This is a genomic window from Nitratireductor sp. GCM10026969 (assembly GCF_042660605.1).
GTDB lineage: Bacteria > Pseudomonadota > Alphaproteobacteria > Rhizobiales > Rhizobiaceae > Chelativorans.
The window spans coordinates 37,043-60,370 of record NZ_JBHSUM010000003.1 but is presented as its reverse complement, the minus strand read 5'-3'; the positions used below and the strand labels follow the sequence as shown (position 1 = coordinate 60,370).

General features: G+C 61.6%; 23 protein-coding genes and 2 pseudogenes. 14 read left to right on the top strand and 11 right to left on the bottom strand.

The window, feature by feature from the left end; genetic code table 11:
- Window positions 1–112: 112 nt before the first annotated feature.
- Both ACFP9U_RS01590 and ACFP9U_RS01585 read left to right on the top strand, forming a co-directional pair.
- A complete protein-coding gene (locus tag ACFP9U_RS01590) occupies window positions 113–634 on the top strand; it encodes an arsenate reductase (azurin) small subunit (protein WP_322452823.1) in 522 nt (173 codons plus the stop codon).
- Between the two features lie 11 nt (window positions 635–645).
- Window positions 646–3,165 carry an arsenate reductase (azurin) large subunit gene (locus ACFP9U_RS01585; protein ID WP_378618514.1) on the top strand — a complete coding sequence of 840 codons (2,520 nt, stop codon included), beginning with the start codon at window positions 646–648 and terminating at the stop codon, window positions 3,163–3,165.
- A 52-nt stretch (window positions 3,166–3,217) separates the two neighbouring features.
- Here the strand turns inward: ACFP9U_RS01585 and phnE (ACFP9U_RS01580) are convergent, their stop codons facing one another.
- The 4 genes from phnE (ACFP9U_RS01580) to phnD form a co-directional block, all read right to left on the bottom strand.
- Window positions 3,218–4,033 carry a phosphonate ABC transporter, permease protein PhnE gene (gene phnE, locus ACFP9U_RS01580; protein ID WP_378618512.1) on the bottom strand — a complete coding sequence of 272 codons (816 nt, stop codon included), beginning with the start codon at window positions 4,031–4,033 and terminating at the stop codon, window positions 3,218–3,220.
- Window positions 4,033–4,842: a phosphonate ABC transporter, permease protein PhnE gene (phnE, locus tag ACFP9U_RS01575; protein ID WP_378618511.1), complete on the bottom strand. Its 810-nt coding sequence runs from the start codon at window positions 4,840–4,842 to the stop codon at window positions 4,033–4,035. Before phnE (ACFP9U_RS01575) ends, phnE (ACFP9U_RS01580) begins: the two co-directional genes overlap by 1 nt.
- A complete protein-coding gene (gene phnC, locus ACFP9U_RS01570; protein ID WP_378618509.1) occupies window positions 4,839–5,678 on the bottom strand; it encodes a phosphonate ABC transporter ATP-binding protein in 840 nt (279 codons plus the stop codon). Before phnC ends, phnE (ACFP9U_RS01575) begins: the two co-directional genes overlap by 4 nt.
- Before the next feature lie 72 nt (window positions 5,679–5,750).
- On the bottom strand, window positions 5,751–6,698 hold the full coding sequence (gene phnD, locus ACFP9U_RS01565; RefSeq protein WP_378618507.1) for a phosphate/phosphite/phosphonate ABC transporter substrate-binding protein: 948 nt from the start codon (window positions 6,696–6,698) through the stop codon (window positions 5,751–5,753).
- A 174-nt stretch (window positions 6,699–6,872) separates the two neighbouring features.
- Between phnD and ACFP9U_RS01560 the strand changes: the two genes are divergently transcribed.
- From ACFP9U_RS01560 to ACFP9U_RS01530, 7 genes are all read left to right on the top strand, one after another.
- Complete coding sequence (locus ACFP9U_RS01560; protein ID WP_378618505.1) at window positions 6,873–7,205, top strand: ArsR/SmtB family transcription factor; 333 nt, start codon at window positions 6,873–6,875, stop codon at window positions 7,203–7,205.
- 11 nt (window positions 7,206–7,216) lie between these two features.
- Window positions 7,217–7,726: an arsenate reductase ArsC gene (locus tag ACFP9U_RS01555; RefSeq protein ID WP_378618504.1), complete on the top strand. Its 510-nt coding sequence runs from the start codon at window positions 7,217–7,219 to the stop codon at window positions 7,724–7,726.
- Window positions 7,727–7,790: 64 nt separating this feature from the next.
- Window positions 7,791–8,834, top strand: a complete 1,044-nt coding sequence (gene arsB, locus ACFP9U_RS01550; RefSeq protein ID WP_378618591.1) for an ACR3 family arsenite efflux transporter — start codon at window positions 7,791–7,793, stop codon at window positions 8,832–8,834.
- Window positions 8,835–8,998: 164 nt separating this feature from the next.
- Window positions 8,999–9,730 carry an arsenical resistance protein ArsH gene (gene arsH / locus ACFP9U_RS01545; RefSeq protein WP_378618502.1) on the top strand — a complete coding sequence of 244 codons (732 nt, stop codon included), beginning with the start codon at window positions 8,999–9,001 and terminating at the stop codon, window positions 9,728–9,730.
- 82 nt (window positions 9,731–9,812) lie between these two features.
- Window positions 9,813–10,133: an ArsR/SmtB family transcription factor gene (locus tag ACFP9U_RS01540; protein ID WP_378618501.1), complete on the top strand. Its 321-nt coding sequence runs from the start codon at window positions 9,813–9,815 to the stop codon at window positions 10,131–10,133.
- A gap of 383 nt (window positions 10,134–10,516) precedes the next feature.
- Window positions 10,517–11,497 (top strand): sodium-dependent bicarbonate transport family permease, encoded by a 981-nt coding sequence (locus tag ACFP9U_RS01535; RefSeq protein ID WP_378618500.1) that lies wholly within the window; start codon window positions 10,517–10,519, stop codon window positions 11,495–11,497.
- A gap of 4 nt (window positions 11,498–11,501) precedes the next feature.
- Complete coding sequence (locus ACFP9U_RS01530) at window positions 11,502–11,813, top strand: P-II family nitrogen regulator (protein WP_378618499.1); 312 nt, start codon at window positions 11,502–11,504, stop codon at window positions 11,811–11,813.
- Between the two features lie 244 nt (window positions 11,814–12,057).
- Here ACFP9U_RS01530 and ACFP9U_RS01525 read toward each other — a convergent pair whose 3' ends face one another.
- On the bottom strand, window positions 12,058–13,065 hold the full coding sequence (locus ACFP9U_RS01525) for a TerC family protein (protein ID WP_378618498.1): 1,008 nt from the start codon (window positions 13,063–13,065) through the stop codon (window positions 12,058–12,060).
- A 98-nt stretch (window positions 13,066–13,163) separates the two neighbouring features.
- Window positions 13,164–13,427, bottom strand: coding sequence for a zf-TFIIB domain-containing protein (locus ACFP9U_RS01520; RefSeq protein WP_322452835.1), 264 nt, complete (start codon window positions 13,425–13,427; stop codon window positions 13,164–13,166).
- Window positions 13,428–13,775: 348 nt separating this feature from the next.
- Here ACFP9U_RS01520 and ACFP9U_RS01515 point away from each other — a divergent pair, with 348 nt between their 5' ends.
- Window positions 13,776–14,963, top strand: coding sequence for an AI-2E family transporter (locus tag ACFP9U_RS01515; protein ID WP_378618497.1), 1,188 nt, complete (start codon window positions 13,776–13,778; stop codon window positions 14,961–14,963).
- A gap of 215 nt (window positions 14,964–15,178) precedes the next feature.
- On the opposite strand, the gene ACFP9U_RS01510 is transcribed toward ACFP9U_RS01515, so the two are convergent.
- The gene (locus ACFP9U_RS01510) at window positions 15,179–15,583 is read right to left on the bottom strand and encodes a tyrosine-type recombinase/integrase (RefSeq protein ID WP_378618496.1); all 405 of its coding nucleotides are present in this window, start codon (window positions 15,581–15,583) and stop codon (window positions 15,179–15,181) included.
- A 664-nt stretch (window positions 15,584–16,247) separates the two neighbouring features.
- On the opposite strand from ACFP9U_RS01510, the gene ACFP9U_RS01505 reads away from it, so the two are divergent.
- Complete coding sequence (locus tag ACFP9U_RS01505) at window positions 16,248–16,523, top strand: hypothetical protein (RefSeq protein WP_378618495.1); 276 nt, start codon at window positions 16,248–16,250, stop codon at window positions 16,521–16,523.
- Between the two features lie 80 nt (window positions 16,524–16,603).
- On the opposite strand, the pseudogene ACFP9U_RS01500 reads toward ACFP9U_RS01505, so the two are convergent.
- A pseudogene (locus tag ACFP9U_RS01500) lies at window positions 16,604–16,861 on the bottom strand (BrnA antitoxin family protein).
- Window positions 16,862–17,131: 270 nt separating this feature from the next.
- Entirely contained in the window at window positions 17,132–17,968 is an 837-nt protein-coding gene (locus tag ACFP9U_RS01495) for a helix-turn-helix domain-containing protein (protein WP_378618494.1), read from the bottom strand.
- Between the two features lie 158 nt (window positions 17,969–18,126).
- Between ACFP9U_RS01495 and ACFP9U_RS01490 the strand changes: the two genes are divergently transcribed.
- Together ACFP9U_RS01490 and ACFP9U_RS01485 are read left to right on the top strand one after the other, a co-directional pair.
- Window positions 18,127–19,134, top strand: coding sequence for an MBL fold metallo-hydrolase (locus ACFP9U_RS01490; RefSeq protein ID WP_378618493.1), 1,008 nt, complete (start codon window positions 18,127–18,129; stop codon window positions 19,132–19,134).
- Window positions 19,135–19,506: 372 nt separating this feature from the next.
- Entirely contained in the window at window positions 19,507–20,376 is an 870-nt protein-coding gene (locus ACFP9U_RS01485) for an alpha/beta fold hydrolase (RefSeq protein ID WP_378618492.1), read from the top strand.
- Between the two features lie 184 nt (window positions 20,377–20,560).
- Here ACFP9U_RS01485 and ACFP9U_RS01480 read toward each other — a convergent pair whose 3' ends face one another.
- Window positions 20,561–21,148 (bottom strand): CGNR zinc finger domain-containing protein, encoded by a 588-nt coding sequence (locus ACFP9U_RS01480; RefSeq protein ID WP_378618491.1) that lies wholly within the window; start codon window positions 21,146–21,148, stop codon window positions 20,561–20,563.
- 115 nt (window positions 21,149–21,263) lie between these two features.
- Here ACFP9U_RS01480 and ACFP9U_RS01475 point away from each other — a divergent pair, with 115 nt between their 5' ends.
- Window positions 21,264–22,169, top strand: a complete 906-nt coding sequence (locus tag ACFP9U_RS01475; protein ID WP_378618490.1) for an alpha/beta fold hydrolase — start codon at window positions 21,264–21,266, stop codon at window positions 22,167–22,169.
- A gap of 616 nt (window positions 22,170–22,785) precedes the next feature.
- Here the strand turns inward: ACFP9U_RS01475 and ACFP9U_RS01470 are convergent.
- Window positions 22,786–23,232 (bottom strand): annotated as a pseudogene (locus ACFP9U_RS01470) (SDR family oxidoreductase); the annotation flags it as partial.
- Window positions 23,233–23,328: the final 96 nt, after the last annotated feature.

The following is a 23,328-nucleotide window of genomic DNA, read 5'->3' as shown; positions in this document are numbered from 1 at the left end:
CGTGCGCGTCATCCGCTGACACCACCGACCTTTTGGAAAACTTGCTTTTCACCTTCTGGCACGCAGCTTGCTTCACGTTCCCTGACGTCGTCACACGCGAGGGGAGAAAGCCATGTCACGTTGCGACAGACTGGTGGATGTCGGCCGCCGCCAATTCTTGCGGGGAAGCGCCTTTACGGCTGCGGGCGCGGCGGCTGCGGCCACGCTTCCGCAAGAGGCAAGGGCGCAAGTCGCCATGGCCCGGGTTGAATACCCGGCGAACCGCCTGGCGAACATTGCCGACCTCACCGAAAACGAGCCGTTCGACGTCGCCTATCCGGACGAGAACGCGCCCGGTGTGCTTCTGAAGCTCGGGACGCGCGTCGAAGGCGGGGCGGGTCCCGACGGCGACATCGTCGGCTTCTCGACTGTGTGTCCGCATAAGGGCTTTCCCCTGATGTACAGCGCCGAGGATCGGACCCTGAACTGCCCCGGCCACTACTCCCGCTTCGACTGCGAGGCGGGCGGCCAGCAGATCTGGGGCCAGGCAACCCAGAACCTGCCGCAATACACGCTGCGCGTCGATGACAAGGGCGACATCCATGCCGAGGGGCTCGACGAGCTTCTCTACGGCCGCCTGTCCAACGTGCTTTGAGGGAGGGGAACATGGCTTACAAGAGACAGATCGACCGCTTGCCGATCATCCCGGCGGATGCCACCCGACACAATGTCGTCTGCCACTACTGCATCGTCGGCTGCGGTTACCACGCCTACTCCTGGCCGGTGAACAAACAGGGCGGCACCGACCCTTCCGCGAACGTTTTCGGTGTCGACCTCTCCGAACAGCAATATGCCGAGACCGATGCCTGGTATTCGCCGTCGATGTACAACATCGTCAAGCAGGACGGGAAAGACGTTCATATCGTCATCAAGCCGGACCACGAATGCGTGGTGAACTCCGGCCTCGGCTCCGTGCGCGGCGCGCGCATGGCGGAGATGAGCTATTCCCAGGCCCGCTCCACCCAGCAGCAGCGGCTGACCGACCCGCTGGTCTGGCGCTACGGCCAGATGCAGCCGACGAGTTGGGATGACGCGCTCGACCTCGTTACTCGCGTCACCGCCCGGATCGTCGCCGAGAAGGGCGAGGACGCGCTTTTCGTCTCCGCTTTCGACCATGGCGGTGCCGGCGGCGGCTACGAGAACACCTGGGGCACGGGCAAGCTCTATTTCGGGGCGATGAAGGTCAAGAACATCCGCATCCACAACCGCCCGGCCTACAACTCCGAAGTTCACGCCACGCGCGACATGGGGGTGGGCGAGCTCAACAACTGCTACGAGGATGCCGAACTTGCCGACACGATCATGGTGGTCGGCGCCAATCCGCTGGAGACCCAGACCAACTATTTCCTCAATCACTGGGTGCCGAACCTGCGCGGCTCCTCGCTCGGGAAGAAGGAGGAACAGCTTGCCGGCGAGCCACACGACCGCAGCCGCATCGTCATCGTCGATCCGCGCCGCACGGTGACGGTCGCGGCCTGCGAGGCAGAGGCCGGCAAGGAGAACGTGCTGCACCTGCAGATCAAGTCCGGCACGGACCTCGCGCTCTTCAACGCCCTCTTCACGGAGATCGCCGAGAACGGCTGGGTGGACCAGGCCTTCATCGATGCCAGCACGACCGGCGAGGCGGGAGAAGGCGACGGCAGCGATCCAGCCCATCCGGCGGTGCTCACCAGTTTCGCCGCCGCCCGCGAGGGCAACCGCATGTCCGTCGAGGAGGCCGCGGAGATCACTGGCCTTTCGCCTGACGACATCCGCAAGGCGGCAAGCTGGATCGCCGAACCCAAAGAAGGCGGTGCGCGCCGACGCACCGTGTTCGCCTATGAGAAAGGCCTGATCTGGGGCAACGACAACTACCGCACCAACGGTGCGCTGGTGAACATCGCGCTCGCCACCGGCAATGTCGGCCGTCCCGGCGGTGGTGTGGTCCGGCTCGGTGGTCACCAGGAAGGTTATGCCCGTCCGGGCGATGCCCATGTCGGACGGCCGGCGGCCTATGTCGACAAGCTGCTGATCGAGGGCCAGGGTGGCGTTCACCATATCTGGGGCTGCGACCACTACAAGACGACGCTGAATGCTGCGGAATTCAAGCGCGTCTACAAGCAGCGCACGGACAAGGTGAAGGACGCGATGAACGCCGTGCCCTACGGAGATAGAGAAGCGATGGTCGATGCGATCGTCGCAGCGATCGAGGATGGCGGCCTGTTCGCCGTCGACGTGGATATCGTGCCCACCAGGATCGGCGAAGCCTGCCATGTCGTCCTGCCGGCGGCCACATCGGGTGAGATGAACCTTACCTCGATGAACGGCGAGCGACGCATGCGCCTCACCGAGCGCTACATGGACCCGCCCGGCCAGGCCATGCCCGACTGCCTGATCGCCGCCCGCATCGCGGGCCACATGCAGCGCGTATTGGGTGAAACGGGCCACGCCGAACTCGCCGCAAATTTCGACGGCTTCGACTGGCAGACCGAGGAAGACGCCTTCATGGACGGCTACCACGCGACTGCGCATGGGGGCGAGCACGTCACCTATGAGCGGCTGCGCGCCATGGGCACCAATGGCTTTCAGGAGCCGGCAACGGGCTTCGAGGACGGGCAAATCGTCGGCACGCAACGCCTTTATGCCGACGGCAAATTCGGTACCGAGGATGGAAAGGCACGCTTCATGCACGCGGCATGGCGCGGCCTGCAGGCGCCGGGCAAGAAGGAGCAGCAGGAAAGCTACGACTTCCTGATCAACAACGGGCGCGCCAACCAGGTCTGGCAGTCCGCCTATCTGGATGTGGAGAACGACTTCGTCATGGACCGCTGGCCGTTCCCCTTCATCGAGATGCATCCCGACGACATGGCAAAGGTGGGCATAAAGGAAGGCGACCTTGTCGAGGTCTACAACGACGCCGGATCGACCCAGGCGATGGTCTATCCGACGTCCTCGGCGCGGCCCGGCGAAACCTTCATGCTCTTTGCCTATCCGACCGGCGTACAGGGAAACGTTGTCAATGCGGGCACGAACGAACTGATCATCCCGAACTACAAGCAGACCTGGGGCAACATCCGCAAGATCGCGGACGCGCCGGCCTCGGTAGCGCATCTGTCTTTCAAGTCGAAGGAATACAGCGCCGTCTGATTTGTAGTGCGACAGAGCTGCCGCGGAAGCCACGGCAGCTCGATTGCGTGGCCTATATGATCGCGCGCCGTACCTGCGACGACACCCATTCCGAAAGGATGACGGTGATGAGGATGAGGGCGAAGATGACGGTGACTTGCGACCATGCCAGCACGTTGAGCGAGGCCTGCAGTTGCAGCCCGATACCGCCGGCGCCGACAAGGCCGAGGATCGTGGATTCACGGATATTGATGTCCCAGCGGAAGACCGTGATGCCCGCGAAAGTGGGCAGCACCTGCGGGACGATGCCGTAGTCGATGACCTGCCAGCCGCCGGCTCCGGTGGCGCGCACGGCCTCGACCTGGCTCTCGTCGATCTCCTCGATGGCCTCGTAGAGCAGTTTCCCGACGAAGCCGATGGAGCGCAGCGCAATGGCAATGACGCCGGCAAGCAGCCCCGGGCCGAGGATCGCCACGAGCAGCAATGCCCATATCAGGGAGTTGATCGAACGCGAGGCGACGATGATGAACAGCGCGATCGGCCGCAGGATGAGAGCCGAAGGCGTGGTGTTGCGCGCGGCGAAGAAGGCGGTGGGCACCGCCAGCACGGTACCGATCAGCGTGCCGAGCGTGGCGATGTTGATGGTATCCCAGAGCGGAGCCCAAAGCCTGTTCAGATAGGACAGTCGCGGCGGCCAGGAACGCGACAGGAGATCGGCTGCCTGGTGCGGCGCGTCCTGCACGAAGGTCCAGATCGTGTTCTCGTTCATGATCCGCCAGGAAATGACGAACAACACCGCGGCGGCGAACCAGCCGAGCCAGACGGCCCATTCGCCCGCTGTCGTGCGTTTCGTCCAGGCCTGCCCCGAGGTGGTGGAGCCGACGGGCATCACTGCACCCACTTGCGGATATGGCTGGAGCCGTACTCGGCCAGCATGACGAGGATGATAATGAGGATCAGGATTGCCCCCGCCGTATCGTAATCATAGCGCTGCATGGAGGTGTTGAGCGTGGCGCCGATGCCGCCGGCGCCGACGATGCCGATCACCGCGGACTCGCGGAAATTGATGTCGAGCCTGTACAGCGACAGGCCGATTAGGCGGGGCATGACTTGAGGCTGGATGCCGAAGTTCACGACCTGCCACCAGCTTGCACCGGTGGCGCGCGTCGCCTCCGCCTGGCTCTCATCGATCTCCTCGATGTCGTCGGCAAGCAGCTTGGCGAGGAAGCCGATTGTGGCGAAGGAGAGCGTCAGAAATCCGGCAAAGGGACCGAAGCCGAACATCGCGACGAACAGGATCGCTATGACGATCTCCTGGAACGCGCGCGACACGGCGATGACCGACCGGCAGAAGAGATAGATCGGCGCCGGCACCAGGTTGCGCGCGGCGCCAAGGCCGATGGGTACGGAGATCAGCACGCCGACGATGGTCGAGCAGACGGTCATGGTGACGCTCTCGACCATGCCGCGCCAGATATCTTCGGTGCGCGTGAGGAAATCGGGCAGCAGAAAGCCCTGCGCAAAGCGCGCACCTCGATCAAGGCCTTCGTAGACCCGCTGCCAATTGATCTCCAGCGTGCCGAACGCGGCGACGAAGTAGATCAAAGCCCCGCCATAGATGACCCAGCGCCAAAAGCGGCTCTGGATCAGCACCGGCGGGCGCCGCCATTGGCGCGGTGCAGCGGCGACCTGCGTCATAGGAGGCCTGCCATGCGCTCTTCGCGGGCCTGTTCGAAGGCGGCTGCCTCTTCCTCGTCGCGCGCCTCGTCCTCCTTCTCCTCGCGCATGGCGTGCCAATCCTCCTCGCCGTAGATGGCGGTAAGGGCCTTCTCGTCCAGCGCATCGGGCGGGCCGTCGAAGACGACGCGGCCGGCCTGCAGGCCGATGATGCGGTCGACGAACATCTGCGCCAGCGTGACGTCGTGGATATTGATGATCGCCGGCAGCGAACGCTCGCGGCAGACCTCGCAGATGAGCCGCATGATCTGGCGCGAGGTCTTCGGATCGAGCGAGGCGGTCGGCTCGTCAACCAGGAGAAGCTCGGGGTCCTGCTCGAGAGCGCGCGCTATGCCGACGCGCTGGCGCTGCCCGCCCGAGAGCGCGTCGGCACGCTTGTCGACATGGTCGGAAAGGCCGACGCGCTCGAGCAGGGCGAACGCCTTCTCGACGTCCTTTGCCGGAAAGCGGCGGAAGAAGGAGCGCCAGAAGGGAACGTAGCCCAGGCGGCCGGACAACACGTTCTCCATCACCGTCAGGCGTTCCACCAGGGCGTATTCCTGGAAGATCATGCCGATGCGCCGGCGCATCTTCCTGAGCGCCGGGACGTTGAGCGTGGTCAGGTCCGTCCCGTTCAGAAGCACCTTTCCGGCGGTGGGCTCGACGAGGCGGTTGATGCAGCGGATGAGGGTCGACTTGCCGGCGCCCGAGGGACCGATGAGCCCGACGACCTGGCCGCGATCGACGGTGAAGGAGACGCCGTTCAGCGCCCTGTCACCCGTCCTGTAGCGCTTTTCCAGATTGTCGATCGTCAGCATGCAGGCCACCTCGCAATAGGCCAAGGGCGGGAACCCGGTGGGGGTTCCCGCCCTTGAGCGTTCAAGCAGTTTCTACTGGCAGTCGTAGGAAACGTCGTTGGCTTCATCAATCTGGCGAATCACGGCCCAGTCATCCTTGAAGGTGATCTCGATGAACTGCGCTTCGCCGGACTTTGAGAACTCTTCCTGCAGGGCAGAACCTTCCCAGGGGAAGGAGAAGAAGGCCTCGCGGATCTTCTCCTGCAACTCCGGCCGCAGGTTGTAGACGGTGCCGTACCCTGTGGTCGGGAAGGTTTGCGACTTGTAGATGGTCCTGATCTGGTCCGCGGAAATGACCTCGCGCTCGATCATGCGGTCCTTCACGGAATTCGCAATTGCTGCAGCTTGATAATCACTATTGGCGACGCCGAGAATGGAGGTATCGTGGGAACCCGAGAAGGCGGGCTCGAAGTCTTCGCCGGCTACCATATTGAACTCGCTCTTCAGGATCGCCGATGGCGCCTTGAAGCCCGAATTGGAGGTCTCCTGTGTGAAGGCGATCTGCCCGTCACGCAGGTCCTCGATCTCACCGGCATCGGAATTCGCCGGCGCGATGATCTCCATTTCATAGCCGAAAGAGCCATCCTCGGCGGCCATCATGGCGAAGGGGCGGAATCCGGCGCAGGCGACGGCAATCGGATTGGAACCGGTGTTGAAGCCCGAGATATGGAGCCGACCCGCGCGCATGGCTTCCAACTGGGCGGCGTTCGACTGAACCGGGAAGAACTCGACCTTCTTGCCGGTGACCTCTTCCATGTGCTCCAGAAACCCGGCCCAGACGTCAGCGTAAACTGCCGGATCCTCGACAGGCGTGTAGGCGAAGATCAGCGTGTCCGGATCGACGAGCTGGCTTTCGTCGGTGGGAATATCGGCCACGAGATCGCCGTCGGCGTCCTGGTACCGGCTATCAAGCTGGAATTCGGCATGCGCTGGAAGTGCGAGGGCCACTGTGGCGGCCAGAGCGGCGGCGATACTTTTCATGACGTTCTCCATCGGCTGAATGCTTGGACCGAGGCCGAGCTATCGCAGGCGCGTATCAGTTATGTGACAGTTGTTGTGCTGCTCTTCCCACCCACGCCCCCTACCCTCAAGTTCGAGGTTTACGCGATGCGGTTCTCAATGCTATATGACTCATAAATCGGGAAACACAGATATATGGAAAAGAGAACTGCTCTTGTCGCCCTGGCGGCGCTCGGCCAGGAAACCCGGCTCGAGATCTTTCGACTCCTGGTCAAAGCAGGAGCGGACGGAGTTCCGGCGGGCGAAATCGCCTCGCGGCTCAATACCGTGCAGAACACCACCTCGACTCACCTGAAAACCCTTACCCATGCGGGACTGGTTCGGGCCCAGCGCGAGGGTCGCGTCATCCGGTACTACGCCAATATGACCGGCTTCCGCGATCTTCTCGCTTATCTGATGGAAGACTGCTGCAACGGTGCGCCGGAACTTTGCCGCCCCGTGATCGAGGCCGTGACATGCGACTGTTAGGAGATGATCCCGTGAACGATAGAGTTTTCAACGTCCTGTTTCTATGTACGCACAATTCGGCCCGGTCGATCATCGCCGAGTGCCTCTTGAACCGGCATGGAGAAGGCCGTTTCAAGGCCTTCAGCGCCGGCAGCCAGCCGCGCGGCAGGGTGCATCCCTACGCGCTCGATCTGCTCCGCCAGAGGGGCTACGAAACCGCCGGGCTGCGTTCGAAGTCCTGGGACGAATTTGCGGGGCCGGACGCGCCGAAGCTCGATTTCGTTTTCACCGTCTGCCACGATGCCGCCAATGAAACCTGCCCGGTCTGGCCCGGCCAGCCGGTGACGGCCCATTGGGGCGTTCCAGACCCGTCCACCGCAACCGGAACCGAGGCGGAACAGCGCTTTGCCTTTGCCGATACGCTGCGCATGCTGCGGCAGCGGATTTCGATTTTCGTCAATCTTCCGGTAGGCAGCCTCGACAGGCTCAGCCTGCAGAACCGGCTGGACGAGATCGGCCGCAACATGGCGAAAGCCGGCTGAAACAAAGACAAGGACCACCATGACCGATCATGCGATCGAGACCGGAGAAACCGCTCCGGCAGGCATCAGCTTTTTCGAGAAGTACCTGACCATCTGGGTGGCGCTGTGTATCGTCGCGGGAATCGCCCTTGGCCATGCGCTGCCGGGGGTCTTCGGCATCATTGCCGCCGCCGAGGTCGCCCAGGTGAACCTTCCCGTCGCGGTGCTGATCTGGCTGATGATCGTGCCGATGCTGCTCAAGGTGGATTTCGCCTCGCTCGCCCAGGTCGGCAACTACTGGCGCGGCATCAGCGTCACGCTGCTCGTCAACTGGGCGGTGAAGCCGTTCTCGATGGCCTTGCTCGGATGGCTGTTCATCGGCTGGCTCTTTCGCCCGTACCTGCCAGCGGGTCAGATCGATTCCTATATCGCCGGCGTCATCATCCTGGCCGCCGCTCCCTGCACCGCGATGGTCTTCGTCTGGTCGAACCTGACGCGCGGCGAGCCGAACTTCACGCTTTCCCAGGTGGCGCTCAACGATGCGATCATGATCGTCGCCTTCGCGCCCATCGTCGGCCTGCTGCTCGGCCTTTCGGCGATAACAGTGCCTTGGGAAACGCTGCTTCTGTCCGTGGTGCTCTACATTCTTCTGCCGGTCATCGTGGCACAGGTGCTGCGCCGCAGGCTGCTGGCGACGGGCGGCCAAGCCGGGCTGGACGGGTTTCTCGCGAAATTGCAGCCGCTCTCATTGGTGGCACTGCTTGCCACGCTGGTGCTGCTCTTCGGCTTCCAGGGCGAGCAAATCATCGCCCAGCCGCTGGTGATCGCGCTTCTGGCAGTGCCGATCCTGATCCAGGTCTACTTCAATTCGGGACTTGCCTATCTGCTCAACCGCCTGTCCGGCGAGCAGCATTGCGTGGCCGGCCCTTCGGCGCTGATCGGGGCATCGAACTTCTTCGAGCTCGCCGTCGCTGCGGCCATCGTGCTCTTCGGCCTCAACTCGGGTGCCGCCCTTGCCACGGTCGTCGGCGTTCTGGTGGAAGTGCCGGTGATGCTGTCGGTGGTCTGGATCGTGAACCGCAGCAAGGGGTGGTACGAACGCGGCGGGGCAGTTCGGGCGAAGGCTTGACGCGGATCGCGCCATGGTCATCGATGCGGACGGCCGGTGCGCCGGTTAAATTCGATATTCTTCGAAATAGGGTTGACTGCGTTTTCCAGTACCGCTATCGGTATTTCGAATTAAGTCGAAATACCGATAGCGGGACGCACCTGCGCTCGTCCGGGAGAATGCGAATGACCGATACCGCCCAGCCGGTGGACAGTTTCCCCAGCCTCGTTGAAGAGCAGTTCCGGCCGATCGATCCCACGGCATTGTTCGACGCGCCCCGCTCCATCCATCCGCCACGCATCCTCATGCTCTATGGTTCGCTGCGACAGCGCTCCTATTCCCGGCTGGCGACGGAGGAAGCAGCGCGAATTCTTCGGCGGTTGGGCGCGGAGGTGCGGATTTTCAGTCCCGCGGGCCTGCCGCTGCCGGACTCCACATCGGCCGACCATCCGAAAGTGCAGGAACTGCGGGACCTTTCCATGTGGTCGGAAGGCCATGTCTGGTGCTCGCCGGAACGTCACGGCTCCATGACCGGCATCATGAAGGCGCAGATCGATTGGCTGCCGCTCTCGCTCGGCGGTGTGCGGCCGACCCAGGGGCGCACGCTCGCTGTCATGCAGGTCTGCGGCGGCTCGCAGAGCTTCAACGCCGTCAACCAGCTTCGCGTGCTCGGCCGCTGGATGCGCATGTTTACCATCCCCAACCAGTCCTCCGTGGCCAAGGCGTTCGCCGAGTTCGACGAGGCCGGACGCATGAAGCCGTCGCCCTACTACAACCGCATCGTCGACGTGATGGAAGAATTGACGAAGTTCACGCTGCTCCTGCGCGACCGTGCGAGCTATCTCACTGACCGCTATTCAGAGCGGGTGGAGAACGCGGAAGAGGTGGCGAAACGGGTCAACCAGCGTTCGCAGTGAGGCCTCTTGCTCCAGTCGCGCAATTTCGATCTTCATCGAAACTCAATTGACCCGCCCCCGCACGCGCGCATAGGCTAATTCCATGAACCACGAACAAGCCGCAGCACAGCTTGAGGCACTGGGAAACCCGACCCGACTGAAAATCTACCGCATACTGGTGCGCGCCGGCGCGGAGGGTATATCGGTCGGCCGGGTCCAGGAGAAGCTTGGCATTCCGGCTTCGACGCTCTCGCACCATTGCAAGCGCCTTTGCGACACAGGCCTGGTTACCCAGGAGCGGCAGGCGACGACATTGATCTGCCGGGCCAATTATCCGAGCATGCAGGCGCTCATCGGGTACTTGGAGGACGAGTGCTGCCTCGATGGAACCTGCCCGCCGGTGGCAAGAGAAACGGCATCCTGAGCAGCTCTCTTTTTGCCTCAATCGTTCGAATTCACGAGAAAATTCATATGGGCGATGTGCCAGCAGCCTCTCCCGTGGCCGTCATCGGCACTGGCCCTGTCATACCATGCGCACGTAGCCTTAGAGGGGTGAAACCGCTCAGGACCGCATATTCGGAGCCTTGGCCCCGCTGTCAGGCTCCGCCCAACCTGGAACCGTCGAGCGTTTCAGGGAGGTGGACGGACGGGTGACCTTCAGCATGTCAGACGCGGAATCCGCTTAAGCTGACGGCCGAAAGCCGGTGCGGCAATAGATCGCCTACGCGAGCTGGTCGCCGAATGTCCGGCCGCCTTTTCGTACCGCAAACTTCCCTCTATGTTCCCGCGAGCTTTCAAGGGACGGGTATGGACGATATCCTGGCGCTGGCGGGGGCCAATCTGGTCTCGCCGATCATTCTGAGTTTCGTGCTCGGGCTCGCGGCGGCTCTCGCCCGTTCCGACCTGAGCTTTCCCGAAGCGATCGCCAAGGGGCTGTCGCTCTATCTCCTGTTCGCCATCGGCTTCAAGGGCGGGGCGGGCGTGGCGGCCCATGGGGTCGATGCGCGGCTGGTGGCGGCACTGCTTGCGGGTGTGGTGCTTTCTCTCCTCCTGCCCTTCATCGCCTTCGTGCTGCTGCGCTCCCTATCGAAAGTGTCCGCCATTGATGCGGCAGCGGTTGCCGGCCACTACGGATCCATCTCCATCGTCACCTTCGTGGCCGCAAGCTCGCTTCTTACCGGGCTCGGGATCGCGGCCGAGAGCTACATGGTCGCGGTGGCCGCGGCGATGGAGGCACCGGCGATTCTTTCGGCGCTGTGGCTTGCGGCCAGGCGTGGCGGCAAAGCCGAGCAGGTGGGAGGCGATCTGTGGCGCGAGATCCTGCTCAATGGCTCGATTGTCCTGCTTCTCGGCGCGTTCGCCATCGGTTGGGTCACGGGTGAAGAGGGGCTGGCGGAGATCGGCAGCTTCATCGTCGAGCCGTTCAAGGGTGTGCTGTGCCTGTTTCTGCTCGACATGGGCCTGGTGGCGGGCCGGGGGCTGCGCGGCAGCCGGGGCGTGCTGTCGCCGGGTGCCGTCGCCTTCGGCCTTCTGATGCCACTCGTCGGCGCCGTGCTCGGCCTTGCCGGCGGGCTGGCGCTGGGGCTTTCTTTGGGCGGTGTGGTGCTGCTCATGGTCCTGGCGGCGTCCGCCTCCTATATCGCCGTGCCCGCAGCCATGCGGGTAGCGCTGCCCGAGGCCAATCCCGCCTTATCGCTGACGCTCGCCCTGGGAGTGACCTTTCCGTTCAACCTGACGTTCGGCATTCCGCTCTATATGATGTTGGCCGCCGCCGTGACGGGGAACTGAAGACATGAAGATGCACAACGCCAAGCGCGTGGAGATCATCATCGAAGCGGTGATGGAGCGGCAGCTTACCAACGCACTGAACGATGCCGGCGTGACCGGCTACACCGTATTGCCGGTGAGCGGCGGATCGGGACGCTCGGGCCAGTGGAGCCGCGAGGGCCAGGTTGGACGCGCCGGCGGCATGGTCGCCGTCATCTGCCTCATCCGCCCGGAGCGGCTGGACGGCCTGCTCGAAGCTGCCTTTGCTGTCGTCGAACGTCACATCGGGGTCGTCAGCGTGTCCGACACGCAGGTGCTCCGGGCCGAGCGCTTCTGACCGGGCCCTGCGGGCCAAAGGATCAGGGCGCCACCATGGATATTGCCCAAAGCACGACCGCCACTTCAGCCAGCCGCGCCCACAGCGCGGGCCGGCATACCGGCCGGCGCTGCGATAGACCCTCACGACCGTGACCACCAGTTACGGCAGCGGAAGGAGATGAACGGCAAATGCCGCCGCCGGAGTGCCGGCAGCGAGCAGTGCGAGGACTATCCCCGGGAAAGCTGACCCGCGCGCGCGTCGGCTACTCCGTATTGGCAGGCTTCTCGGCCGCTCTCTCGGCGGGGCTCCCCGGCACCCAGCCCGTGGGCAGGGCCTGGGGCTCCGGAGCCATGCCGCGCGTGCGGATGAGCGACAGGACGATCGAGCCACCGATGAGCACCACCGTAGTCAAAAGCGCAAGCTCCGTGGGCACGAATTTGCCGCCATAGAAGTAGTTCGCGATCATCTTGAAGCCGATCACGACCAGCACCAGCGACAGCGCGTATTTCAAATAGATGAAGCGCGGCACGATGCCGGCCAGCGCGAAATAGAGCGCGCGCAGGCCCAGAATGGCGAAGACGTTCGACGTGTAGACGATAAAGGGGTCCGTGGTGATGGCGATGATTGCCGGAATGGAATCCACAGCGAAGACGAGGTCCGTGAACTCGATCATCACGAGCACGAGGAACAGCGGCGTGGCGTAGAGCAAGCCGTTCTCGCGGATGAAGAAGCGCTTGCCGTGAAAGGTCTCGGTCAGGCGAAAACGCCGCCGAACCGCTCTCAATACGATATTGTTTTCGAGGTCCGGCTTCTGATCGGCCACGATCAGCATCTTCACCCCGGTTGCGATGAGGAAGGCGCCGAACAGGAGGGCCATCCAGGCGAACTGGTGGATGAGCTGCACACCGGCGAAGATGAGGACGCCGCGCATGAAGAGCGCGCCCAGGATTCCCCAGAAGAGCACCCGGTGCTGGTACTGTGCCGGCACCGAGAAATAGGTGAAGATCAGGACGATGACGAAGATGTTGTCGACGCTGAGCGACTTCTCGATGAAATAGCCCGTCAGGAAGTCGATGCCGTCCTGACTACCCCGCAGCCAGAACAGGCCTGCGCCGAACAGGAGGGCGAGCACGATATAGAAAAGGCTCAGCCACAGCGCTTCGCCGACCTTGATCTCGCGCTCCTTGCGGTGGAGGACGCCGAGGTCGAAGGCCAGCAGCGCCAGGACGAACAGGTTGAACCCGACCCAGAGCCAGATACTCGATTCCATGGTTTTGCTTCCGCTGATCCTCCCGTGCCGGGAGGGGAAAAATGGAGATGGACGAAGAATGGCCGGGCCCTGGCGGGCCGGCCGTCACCGGATGGCGGTCAGAAATCGAACAGTTCGCCGAGCAGCGACTTGCGCTTCTTGTGGCGCGGCTGGTCGTATCCGGACTCGCGATATTGCGGCCGGGCCTCTTCCTGCCGATGTGGCCTCTCCGCGCGCGGCGCTTCGGCGGCGCTGGACCGCTCGATCAGCTTGTCGAGCTCCCCGCGGTCAAGCCAAACGCCGCGGCATTTCGGGCAGTAATCGATTTCGATCCCCTGCCGCTCTGTCATCATCAATTCTGTCTGGTCGATCGGGCATTTCATAGTGTCGCTCCATGATCCGGCCGTGCCGCGGCCAATCGGGCTGCGGCTTGCAACCATTACCTGGAGGACGACGGGGCTTCGAAAAGGGTCGGCCAACAAGCAAGATGCGCGTATCGCAGCTAACTCGAAGTCCGACATCACAATGCCGTGGCACTGCCAGAGGGGCCCGGACCGGGGAAATCTGGGAGCGCGTCGGGCGGCTTTCAAGCCCGTGCGCTGAGAATTTCCCGACGATCCTTCAGCTTGTTCTCGATGCCTTGCCGCCCTGACAGCCATGCGCCGGTTTTGCCCTTGCATTATGGCTCATCTCATGGCTCCGATGCTCGATGGCTTTGGAAAGGTTCGGTTATGGATCCACGCGACGGTGAACTTTCGAAGAGACGCTTGGAGCCTCGCTGGCTCGGCTCCTCTTCTCCGTCGCGCATTGCACTGATCCCGCCGCTGTCGGTTGCGCGTTGGCTTCTGGTCCTCGTCCTTGCCGCCGGAATCTATTTCTTTCGCGACTTTTTGGTGCCCGTCCTTGCCGCGCTGGTCATCGGCTTTGCGAGCTGGCCGCTCTACAGGACGCTGCTGAAGCAGGTCGGCGGCAATCGAACGGTCGCGGCGACCATCGCCATCCTCCTGATCCTCGCCTTTCTCATCGTACCGATCGTCCTGGCGATGAGCTACGCGATCAAGGAGATCGGCATCTGGTTCACCTGGGCGGTGGAGACGAACGAATTGGGTGCGCCCACGCCAGACTGGATCGCGGCCTTGCCCGGAGTCGGTGAATGGCTGAGCCGGCAGTGGGGCAGATATGTCGGCGAACCGGGCGCGATCGGCGAGATGGTGCAGATCACCAGCGGCGCCAATATCGGCAACATCTCCCGCGCGGTGCTGGCGGCGGGGAGCGGGCTGTTCGATCTGTTCCTCACGCTGCTGTTCATGATGATCGTTCTCTTCTTCGTCTATCGCGACGGCGAGGGCTTCGTTGCCCAACTCGACAGGCTGGGCGAGCGCATTCTGCCGGCGCGTTGGGAACGGATTTCGCGCGTGGTGCCGGCAACCATCGGTTCCACGGTAACGGGGATGACGCTGATCGCGATCGGCGAAGGCATCGTGCTCGGGATCGCCTATTGGCTCGCCGGTGTGCCTTCGCCCGTGACGCTGGGCGTCCTCACCGGGTTCATGGCGCTCGTGCCCGGCGGCGCGCCGCTGTCCTTCACGCTGGTATCCATCTACCTGGTGGCGAGCGGTTCGCCCATCGCGGGTCTGGCCCTCTTTGCATGGGGCAGCACGGAGCTCTTCATCGTCGACAAGACCCTCAGACCAAGGCTGGTCGGCGGGCCGATCCAACTGCCTTTCCTGCCGACCTTCTTCGGCCTCGTGGGTGGCGTGAAGACCATGGGCTTCCTTGGTCTGTTCGTCGGCCCGGTCCTCATGGCATTGCTGGTGGCCATCTGGCGCGAGTGGCTTTTCGAGACGATGCCGCCGACATTGCCCTCCAGGGATCCCGATCCCGTGGGGTCAGGTCGGACGTCCGAGCCTGATCAGTGACCGATACCAGATCGAAACCCAACCGACGCTTCGCTGGTCCGGTTCCACGGGAGCACTCCAACACGCGTTGCCGGTTCTCGGACGATTTAATAACGAACGTGGGTGCGGACGATTATCTATGGCTACGCGATGAGCCGCTTTTTTGAACAAGGAGATAGAGCCCATCGCCGTCGGCGCCCGGAGGGTGACAATCGCCAGCCGGAAGACACTGCCGATCACGCCGCGCAAGCGCCGCGCAAGCGCCGCGCCGTTTCTCTTCGGCCGCTCTTTTCGAACTTCTGGAGGAGTTGGAGAATTTCCGCCGGAGTGATCTCTTTGATGGGACGCTTGACGAGCGGGCTGACCAGGTCTTCGAGGAGCCACTTGGTTTTGGTAACGGTGGCCGCCCCCGCCTTCCGTTCCTCCATCCGCCTGACATGTTCCTCGGCGATTAGGCCTAAGGTGGTGCGTGCTTCCGTGATGGCCGCAATCTTCTCCTCCCTGCGTTTTGTAGAGGGGTTGATACCGGCAATAAGCAGCCTCTTAGCTTCGTCGCACTTTTCTCTCGCGTCGAGAAGCGACACCAGCGGGTATTTCCCAAAGGAAAGGATATTCTCCTTCTCCAGGTAGCGATAGCGCAATTGCCTGAGCTTGGAGCCACTTTTTTGGACGAGGAGATGGAGCCGTCGCCGTCGGCGAGACGATACGGCTTGTCCTTGGGTTGGCGTTCTTGCAGGCGAAGTCGGAAAGCGGCATGGGTAGCGGGCCTCCGGGGTAATGGGTGATACCCGGATCGTTACCCACAAACTGATGCGTTGCAATGGTACGTGGCGCGGCGCCATGAGCAGACAGAACCAGATAGCCCATTGATTTCATTGATGGAATGGACGCTGTGAGGAGCCATGGGAAGGGGCGGAATCGAAGATTGGAAAATTGCGCTTGTTTTTTAAATAGTTGATGATTGTCCGGTGGAGCTGATAACCAACAGAAATACCAACAAAATATTTCTGTGGATTGGTTCGGTTCCCGCATATACTTCAATCGGCTTCATCCTACAGCACTGGCGCGAGGCTTCACCCTGCTTGGGGCTCCGGCTGCGGGCCGGCAGCTTCCGGCGTCCAGAACTCGATAGCAGACATACCACCCGGTGGAATTAAGGCCTCAGACGAGCCCTTGTGGTCATCAACGGCCAGTACCGGATTGGCGGTATGCTGCTGTGGCCGGGTTTAACGGCGGTGCCTACGCTGCGGAAAAATGATATCTTTCCATTGCTCTCGACGTGGGAGCCTTGTCGGAGGAATTGTGATGGAGTTGTTTTCGATACGACGCCGCAGCGCTTGGGCCGATGCCTCAGAGCTAGAAGCGACTGCAGCCAAGTCTGCCCGCATCGGTGATGAGGAAATGCCAGACCGCGGCTTCAGCCATTCGGGCTGTACGTTCGAGACCGCCGAAGGCAAAAACGTGGAGCTGAAAGATTGGAGAAGCGCTGCGGGCGTGGATGTGCCGCTGTCGAACATCTCGTCGACACGCTGTTTGCGCCGCTCTTTCCCGTCAGCAAGCGCATTCGCCTTCTCGGCGTGACGTTGTCGTCGCTCGACGAGGGATCGCCCGGCGAGAAAGATCAACTTCGGCTGCAGATCTAAGCGCGCCAGACGATCACGTCAGTCGTCGTGACCGTTTGTCCTCGGCAGCGGTCTCTTGGTGATAATCTGCCGCAAAGCGTCGTTGATCCGATCCTGCCAGCCTGGCCCGTCTTTTTGGAAATAGTCTAGCACGGTGCGATCGATCCTGATTGAAACAACCTCTCTGACATCTGGTGCACCGACGGTTCACGGACCGCCGCCGCCGGCCTCTTGTCTGGCTTAAAGGCAGCCTCGGCGGCTGCCCAGGGATTTATGTCGGCCTGGCGGATTTGCCATTTGATGATCCTGACTGTGCGTTACGTCGGTCGAGGCGGTGCGATGCATACCATAACCCATATGCCATCAGGCTTCCGAATGATGCATTCGAAAGAGAAAGGCTGGACTGTCAGGCCCGGCCAAATAAGGTTTTAAACCTCCAGAGGGGGACGCGCCGGACGTATGGGAGGATACGCCCGACGCGATGCACATGTGGGTCGGCTTGAATGATGTTTCAATGAAATTGGGGTGGGCCACTGTGGCTACTTCATAGAACCAAGGATGCAGAAGCTACAATGCCAATACTGGGAGGTTGGCCCCTTCTTCATGGTGCGCAGTGTTCCTGAGGCCGAGAAGACTGACTGATGGCGGTGCACCGAAAGTCCGGCGGAAATCATTGGTGAAATGGGCTTGGTCCGCAAAGCCCGCTGCATGGGCGGCTGTTGTAAAATTGCTTCCGTTCGCAATCTCGCTTATGGCTACGCGCATTCGGTTCCAAGCCCGGTAGCGACGGAAAGGCACGCCCACCTCCCGAGTGAACATTCGCTGAAACTGGGACGCGGATAAACCCGCGTTCCTTGCCAGCTTCATCACGGGCGTCAGCTTGTCTGAGTGAATTCGCAGGTAATCAGCGGCCGCAGAAACACGCGGATCCATGCGCTTGGCGGCTCGCAGTTTGGAATAGGCGAGTAGGTCGTCTAATGCTTGGCCGGCCCATCTTGCGCTGGCACTGTCCTCCCACAGCTCACGCATGATGGAGAACTCGCCGCTGCGGCCAACAAGGACGCCGTCCACTTCCCAACTATCGCCGGATAGTGGCACGAGCGCGTCGACACCACCAACACTTGGCTCAACATAAAAGACCGCCAATGGATAACCGGCGAGATCAAGTTCGTGAAGCACTCCGGCGGGAATGACGGCTGTGCGGCACCAATGCCAACGACCTCCGTGGATTCGCAACCCGAATTTGCTGTACATTCCGGCCAGGTAAACGGGCGCCCCATGCTGATGAAGCCTATTGTATTGAAGCGGCCCTACGAAAAAGGTGCGCATTTCGTCCACATGCCAAAAGGGGCGGAGCCCTGGACTTACGGCAGCACGTTCGTACAAGCCATCTGGAGCAGGCACAGCTAACCTCCCATTGCTTGCGACCGCCGGGCCCTCATCCCGGTCGCAGCACGCAGTGTAAGCGAACCGTGCAGAAATAGAATGGCAGCACGGACAGGCACTTTGCCAGCAAGTGGAACCGCACTAGCAGGGATCAGTGGCTACGGAGGATACCGCACATGCTTCTACCTCGCTCGACCTTATCTCGGCGAAAAGTTATCGCCTCGGCTGCTACGTTGACAGCAGCTCCGGCGATGTTCGGTCTGTTCGCGTCGGCAGCACATGGCGCCGCAATGCCGCTTGGTCCGTCAATGCCCACCCACTATCGGTTCAAACTCGGCGAGTTCGAAGTAACCAATATTCTCGATGCCGGCGCAGTGATCGATGGACCCTGGCCGATCGTAGGGCATGATCGACCGCAGGCGGAAATCGAAGAGCTGATGCGCCAGAGCCTGCTTCCCGAAAGTAAGTTCCAGCCCGGCTTCACTCCCACGATCGTGAACACCGGAAAAGAGCTCATTCTTTTTGATACCGGTAACGGCGCGGATGGCTTCGTCCCGCGGCCGCATGGCGGCTGGCTTGCGAATCTGCTGGACCCAGCCGGGTTTGCCGCCGAGCAGATCGACCTCGTGGTCCTAACCCATGCGCACCCCGATCATATTGGTGGCTTGATGGAGGGGGGAGAACCGCTGTTTCCCAATGCTCGATATGTAATTGGAGATGCGGAGTTCGATTTTTGGTCGTCCGAGGATCGTCTCGCTGCAGCTCCCGACGACAACGAACATACGTCGGCCAGACTCTTCGCGACGAACGTTGCTCCTTTGGCCGAACGTATAAGCTTTATCAAACCAGGTGACGAGGTTGCCCCCGGCATTCACGCCGTTGAAGCCTACGGACACACCCCAGGACACTTAGCCTTCCACATTGAAAGCCAGGGCAAGCAGCTGTTCGTGTGGGGTGATTGCGCACATCACGAGGTAGCATCGCTAGCGCACCCCGAGTGGCATGCCTTCTTTGATATGGATAAAGCGAAGGGTGCGGAAACCAGACGGCGCATTTACGATATGGTTGCGACTGACCGGCTTCCCGTCGCTGGCTACCACACGTCGTTCCCTTCCCTTGGGTTTGTCGAGAAAAAGGATGGAGGCTACCGCTGGCTGCCGATTTCCTATCAGCTCAATTTATAGGTCTCACTCGATCCCGTACCGCAGGTTCATACTGTGAAAGTCCTTCGTAGTTCTCCTTCGGCCACAATTAGCAAAGAGGAGAACGAAAGGTCGAATGGGGGCCGCAAGCGGTCTGTCCGTTATCGGGTTAAGTTCAGCGCATTGCTGCTCGGCAGCTTAGGGGCTGAGAGCGGTCCGTCCCGTTTCGGTCAGCGATCGGCATAAGCTGCCGTTCCGTTGCCGACCTCCGATCCGCCCACCAGCATGTGTCCGCTGTTCTCGGTTCCATAGCCGAACCGGACGGACCATGTTCCATCAATGACCGTTCTAGCGATGCAGGTGCTTGGGAACCTTGACCCGGAAAGGCGCCCTTCCGCAAATGGGAGCGATCGCATGGATACACGTGTCAGGCACAGCAGGGTCCAGACTGGGCAGGTTGACACCTTTTACCGAGAGGCGGGCCCAGAACACGCGCCTGTTGTTCTCTTGCCGCACGGCTATCCCTGTTCATCCTACGAATTCCGCAACTTGATGCCGAGACTGGCGGATAAATGGCGGCTTATTGCTCCTGACTATCCTGGGTTCGGCTATAGCGGTACACTAGATGATTTCGACTACAGCTTCGACGGCTACGCCAGGTGGCTCGATCAGTTCGTGCAGCAGTTGAAGATCGAGCGTTTCGTGATCTATCTCCATGATTTCGGCTCACCGATCGGCGCTCGGTTGGCAATCATGCGACCCGAGAGAGTTGTTGCCCAGATTATCCAGAACGGTGACATCCCGTACGAAGATGCGCTTGGTCCAAAATATGCCGACATCGAAAAGGCCTGGTCGCTGCCGGATAACGAAATGCACGCTGCCGCTGCCATGCGTGAGGCTGTCACCGAAGAGAACTTCCGCGATGAGTTCCTGAACGATATCCGCGAGGAACTTGCCGACCTCGTCCCACCAGACCTTTGGCAGTTGCACTGGTTGCAGATGACCGAGCGGCGAAAGGACGTCACTGCAGACATCTTGTTCGGCCTCAAGGCAAACCGCCAATGGTTTCCCGAACACCGAAAATATCTTCAACAGCACAGGCCCCCCACATTGATCGTCCGGGGCCCGCAGGATCACTACATGCCCGAAGGGTCGGCGCGCGCCTATCTGCGCGACTTGCCCGATGCCGAACTGCATCTGTTGGATGGCGGTCATTGGCTGCTTGAAACTAACCTCGAGGAAGTCGTGTCGCTTATCCGGCCGTTCCTCGACCGGATCGAATAGCTTCTTCCAGTGACGGCAGCTATCTGCAGTTCATTGGAGAGCGGTCTGTTCGCATGGGCGGGGGCTTCGTTGAACCCTCATTATCAGCGTCGGCGATGAGATCTCAGTTCCCGTGACGGCCGGCGATCTCCCCCATAACCTTGGTCTCCCGCCCACGGTGTCACGATGAATCCGTTCGCCTAGTTCAGTGCTCCCTGTGGCGCGACACCTTCTCGCGGTTTCCACAGGTCCGCATGCTGCACCAGCGTCGTTTCCCGCCACGCGACGTGTCTAGGAAAAGCCAGCCGCAGCGTGGACATTCGCGCAGCCTTTCGCGCGGCAGGGTGAAGATGGCTTCCACCGACAGCAGGGCCAGGAAGGCGGTAACAGCGGCCGGGTCCCGCCACTCATTCAAGGTGAATTCCGGTCGTGCGCCATTCGGTTCCAGGGATCCGGCGGCAAGCCCCCTAGCTGCATCAGAAAGCAGGAAGCCCAGCGCCTCCACAGGCGGGGGCTCGCCCGCGGCGATCGCCCCGAAGACCCGGGCCGAGGCCTCCCGCACCGCGTGGACCCATTCCACGAAGGGTCTGCCTGATAGGGCGGCGACCGCTTCTGCCTGGCGAGCATCGGCGAGCCCCCGCGCCTTGAACCAGTTTCCGATGTCCCGAGCGGATTTGAGCAATTCGTTATCGGGCTCGGGCACGCGACGGTTGAACACGGCGTTCGCGAGGTCGAGGGCGGGATGCCCGCCGATAAAATGCTCCGGTACCCATTTCGTCTCAGCGTCCGCCACGGAACTTAACCTCATTATTGGCGTTATCCGGTTACATAGCTCTGTAACCGCAATACTACGGCAGTCGGGTTTCAGAGGCCAGGGCGGGTCCGGCACGAAAAGGAGGAAATGAGAGATGCAGAACTATCGCCACAAGACTCGCCACGAGACCATCGATGTCAACGGCCTAGATATCTTCTACCGGCATGCCGGCGATCCTGAAATGCCGGCTATCCTCTTGCTGCATGGCTATCCGACGTCGTCCTATATGTACCGCAACCTCATCGAGCCTCTGGCGGAATCAGCCTATGTCATCGCGCCGGATCTGCCTGGTTTCGGCTACTCCTCAACGCCATCCGCAGATGCTTACGACTACACGTTCGGGAACATCGCTGAGACGATCGATGCGTTCCTCGCTGCGTTGGGAGTCGAGAGGTTCTTCCTGTATATCCACGATTTCGGCGCGCCCATTGCCTATTATCTTGCGACGCGCCGACCGGAGCGCGTCCGGGGCCTGATCGTCCAAAACGGTAATGCCCATGACGAGGGGTTGGGCGAGGGATGGGATGCCCCGAAGGCGTACTTTGCCGACCCCAGCGAGGAGAACAGGGCCAAGCTGCCCGACTGGATGAATTTCGAGACGACCCGATACCAATATGTCGGAGAGCAGCCGGAGCGCTTGGCACGTCTCTATCCTCCCGAGGGCTGGCATCTTGACTGGGAGCGCCTGTCGCGGCCCGGAATCATCGACATCCAGTTCAAGATATTCTCCGACTATGGGTCTCACATTCGGCGTTTCCCAGAGATCCGGGCCTACCACAGGGAGCACCAGCCGCCATGCCTTCTGCTTTGGGGCAGGCACGACCCCTTCTTCGATATCAATGAGATTATGGCTTATCACCGAATTCTCGATGCGCTGGAGATCCACGTCTTCGAAAGCGGTCACCAGCTTCTGGAAACCCATCACCGGGAGTGCGCGGCTCTTATCGCTCGATTCGTACTGGACGTGGAGGCCGGGGCGTTTCGAGATTCCGCCAAGTGACGGCGGAGAGATCGGCGAGGTGCATGAGCGTTGCCTTGGCGGCTCCGGTTCGACCGGAGCCGCCGCTGCTCTTGCGTAACCGCGACCTATAACGCGGTCGCCGGCTATGTCCGTTTCCACGCGGTGGCGAAGCGGTCATCCGCGGATCCTCTGCGGAAGTCGAGTTTGGGTCAACTCGGCCGGGGCGATGATGTTTCTCTGGCGTGCTCCAGCGTAGGAGATAAAACGAGAGGGTATCGAGTCCAGGGAGCGCTGCCACCAATACAGTCCTGCAACCGAATTCATTTGGTGAGGTATACCCACATGCATTCGGAATCGCGCTGCGACACGCTCTCGCGGGATCGAGTACCTCCAAGATAGTCTGGACTTCCAGTTAAGCTATCGAACCGCAGGCAGCGCCAGGAGCGACTATTCGGATGTGTTCCGGAATGGCTGCAGTGGGCCACAGCTGACTGTCCGCTATCCGGAAGCATTTCGCTGAAGCGGACAATCCGCATGCGACCCCAATCCGGCACAGCAATTTACAGCTCCACCCGGTGGGGAGCGGCCGGCAGCCTTCGGACCAAAGCTCGCAACGCGAGGGGCGCACGCCTCGGCTCCCCTCGCGTCTTGATGATCAAGCGCCAAACGCGCCATCAATCGTATGCATCGCTCCTGTCACGAAGCTGGCCTCCGGCACTGCCAGCCAAGCTACCATCCCGGCGACTTCCTCAGGCCGCCCGTGGCGCTTGATGGCCATGAAGCTGTGCATCAGGTCCTTCATCGGCCCGTCCGCCGGATTCGCGTCGGTATCGATCGGTCCCGGCTGCACGATATTCACCGTGATCCCGCGCGACCCGAAATCCCGCGCCAACCCTCGCGCTAGTCCCTGTAGGGCCGACTTGCTCAGCGCGTAGGACGCCATGCCTGCGACGGGCATTCGGTCACAGTTCACGGAGCCGATCACGATGATCCGGCCGTCCTCCGGCATCTGCCGCGCCGCCTCGACAGAGGCATGATAGGGAGCGTGGATATTGATCCGAAACAGCCGATCGATCGCGTCCGGGTCCTGGTCCAGCGCATCCAAGGCTCGCCGAAGCCACTACGGCTGACCGCAGATCGCGCCGCAGGTTAGCATGACCATGCATCCGATGAGCGCGAAACATTTGGTCGTTTGGTT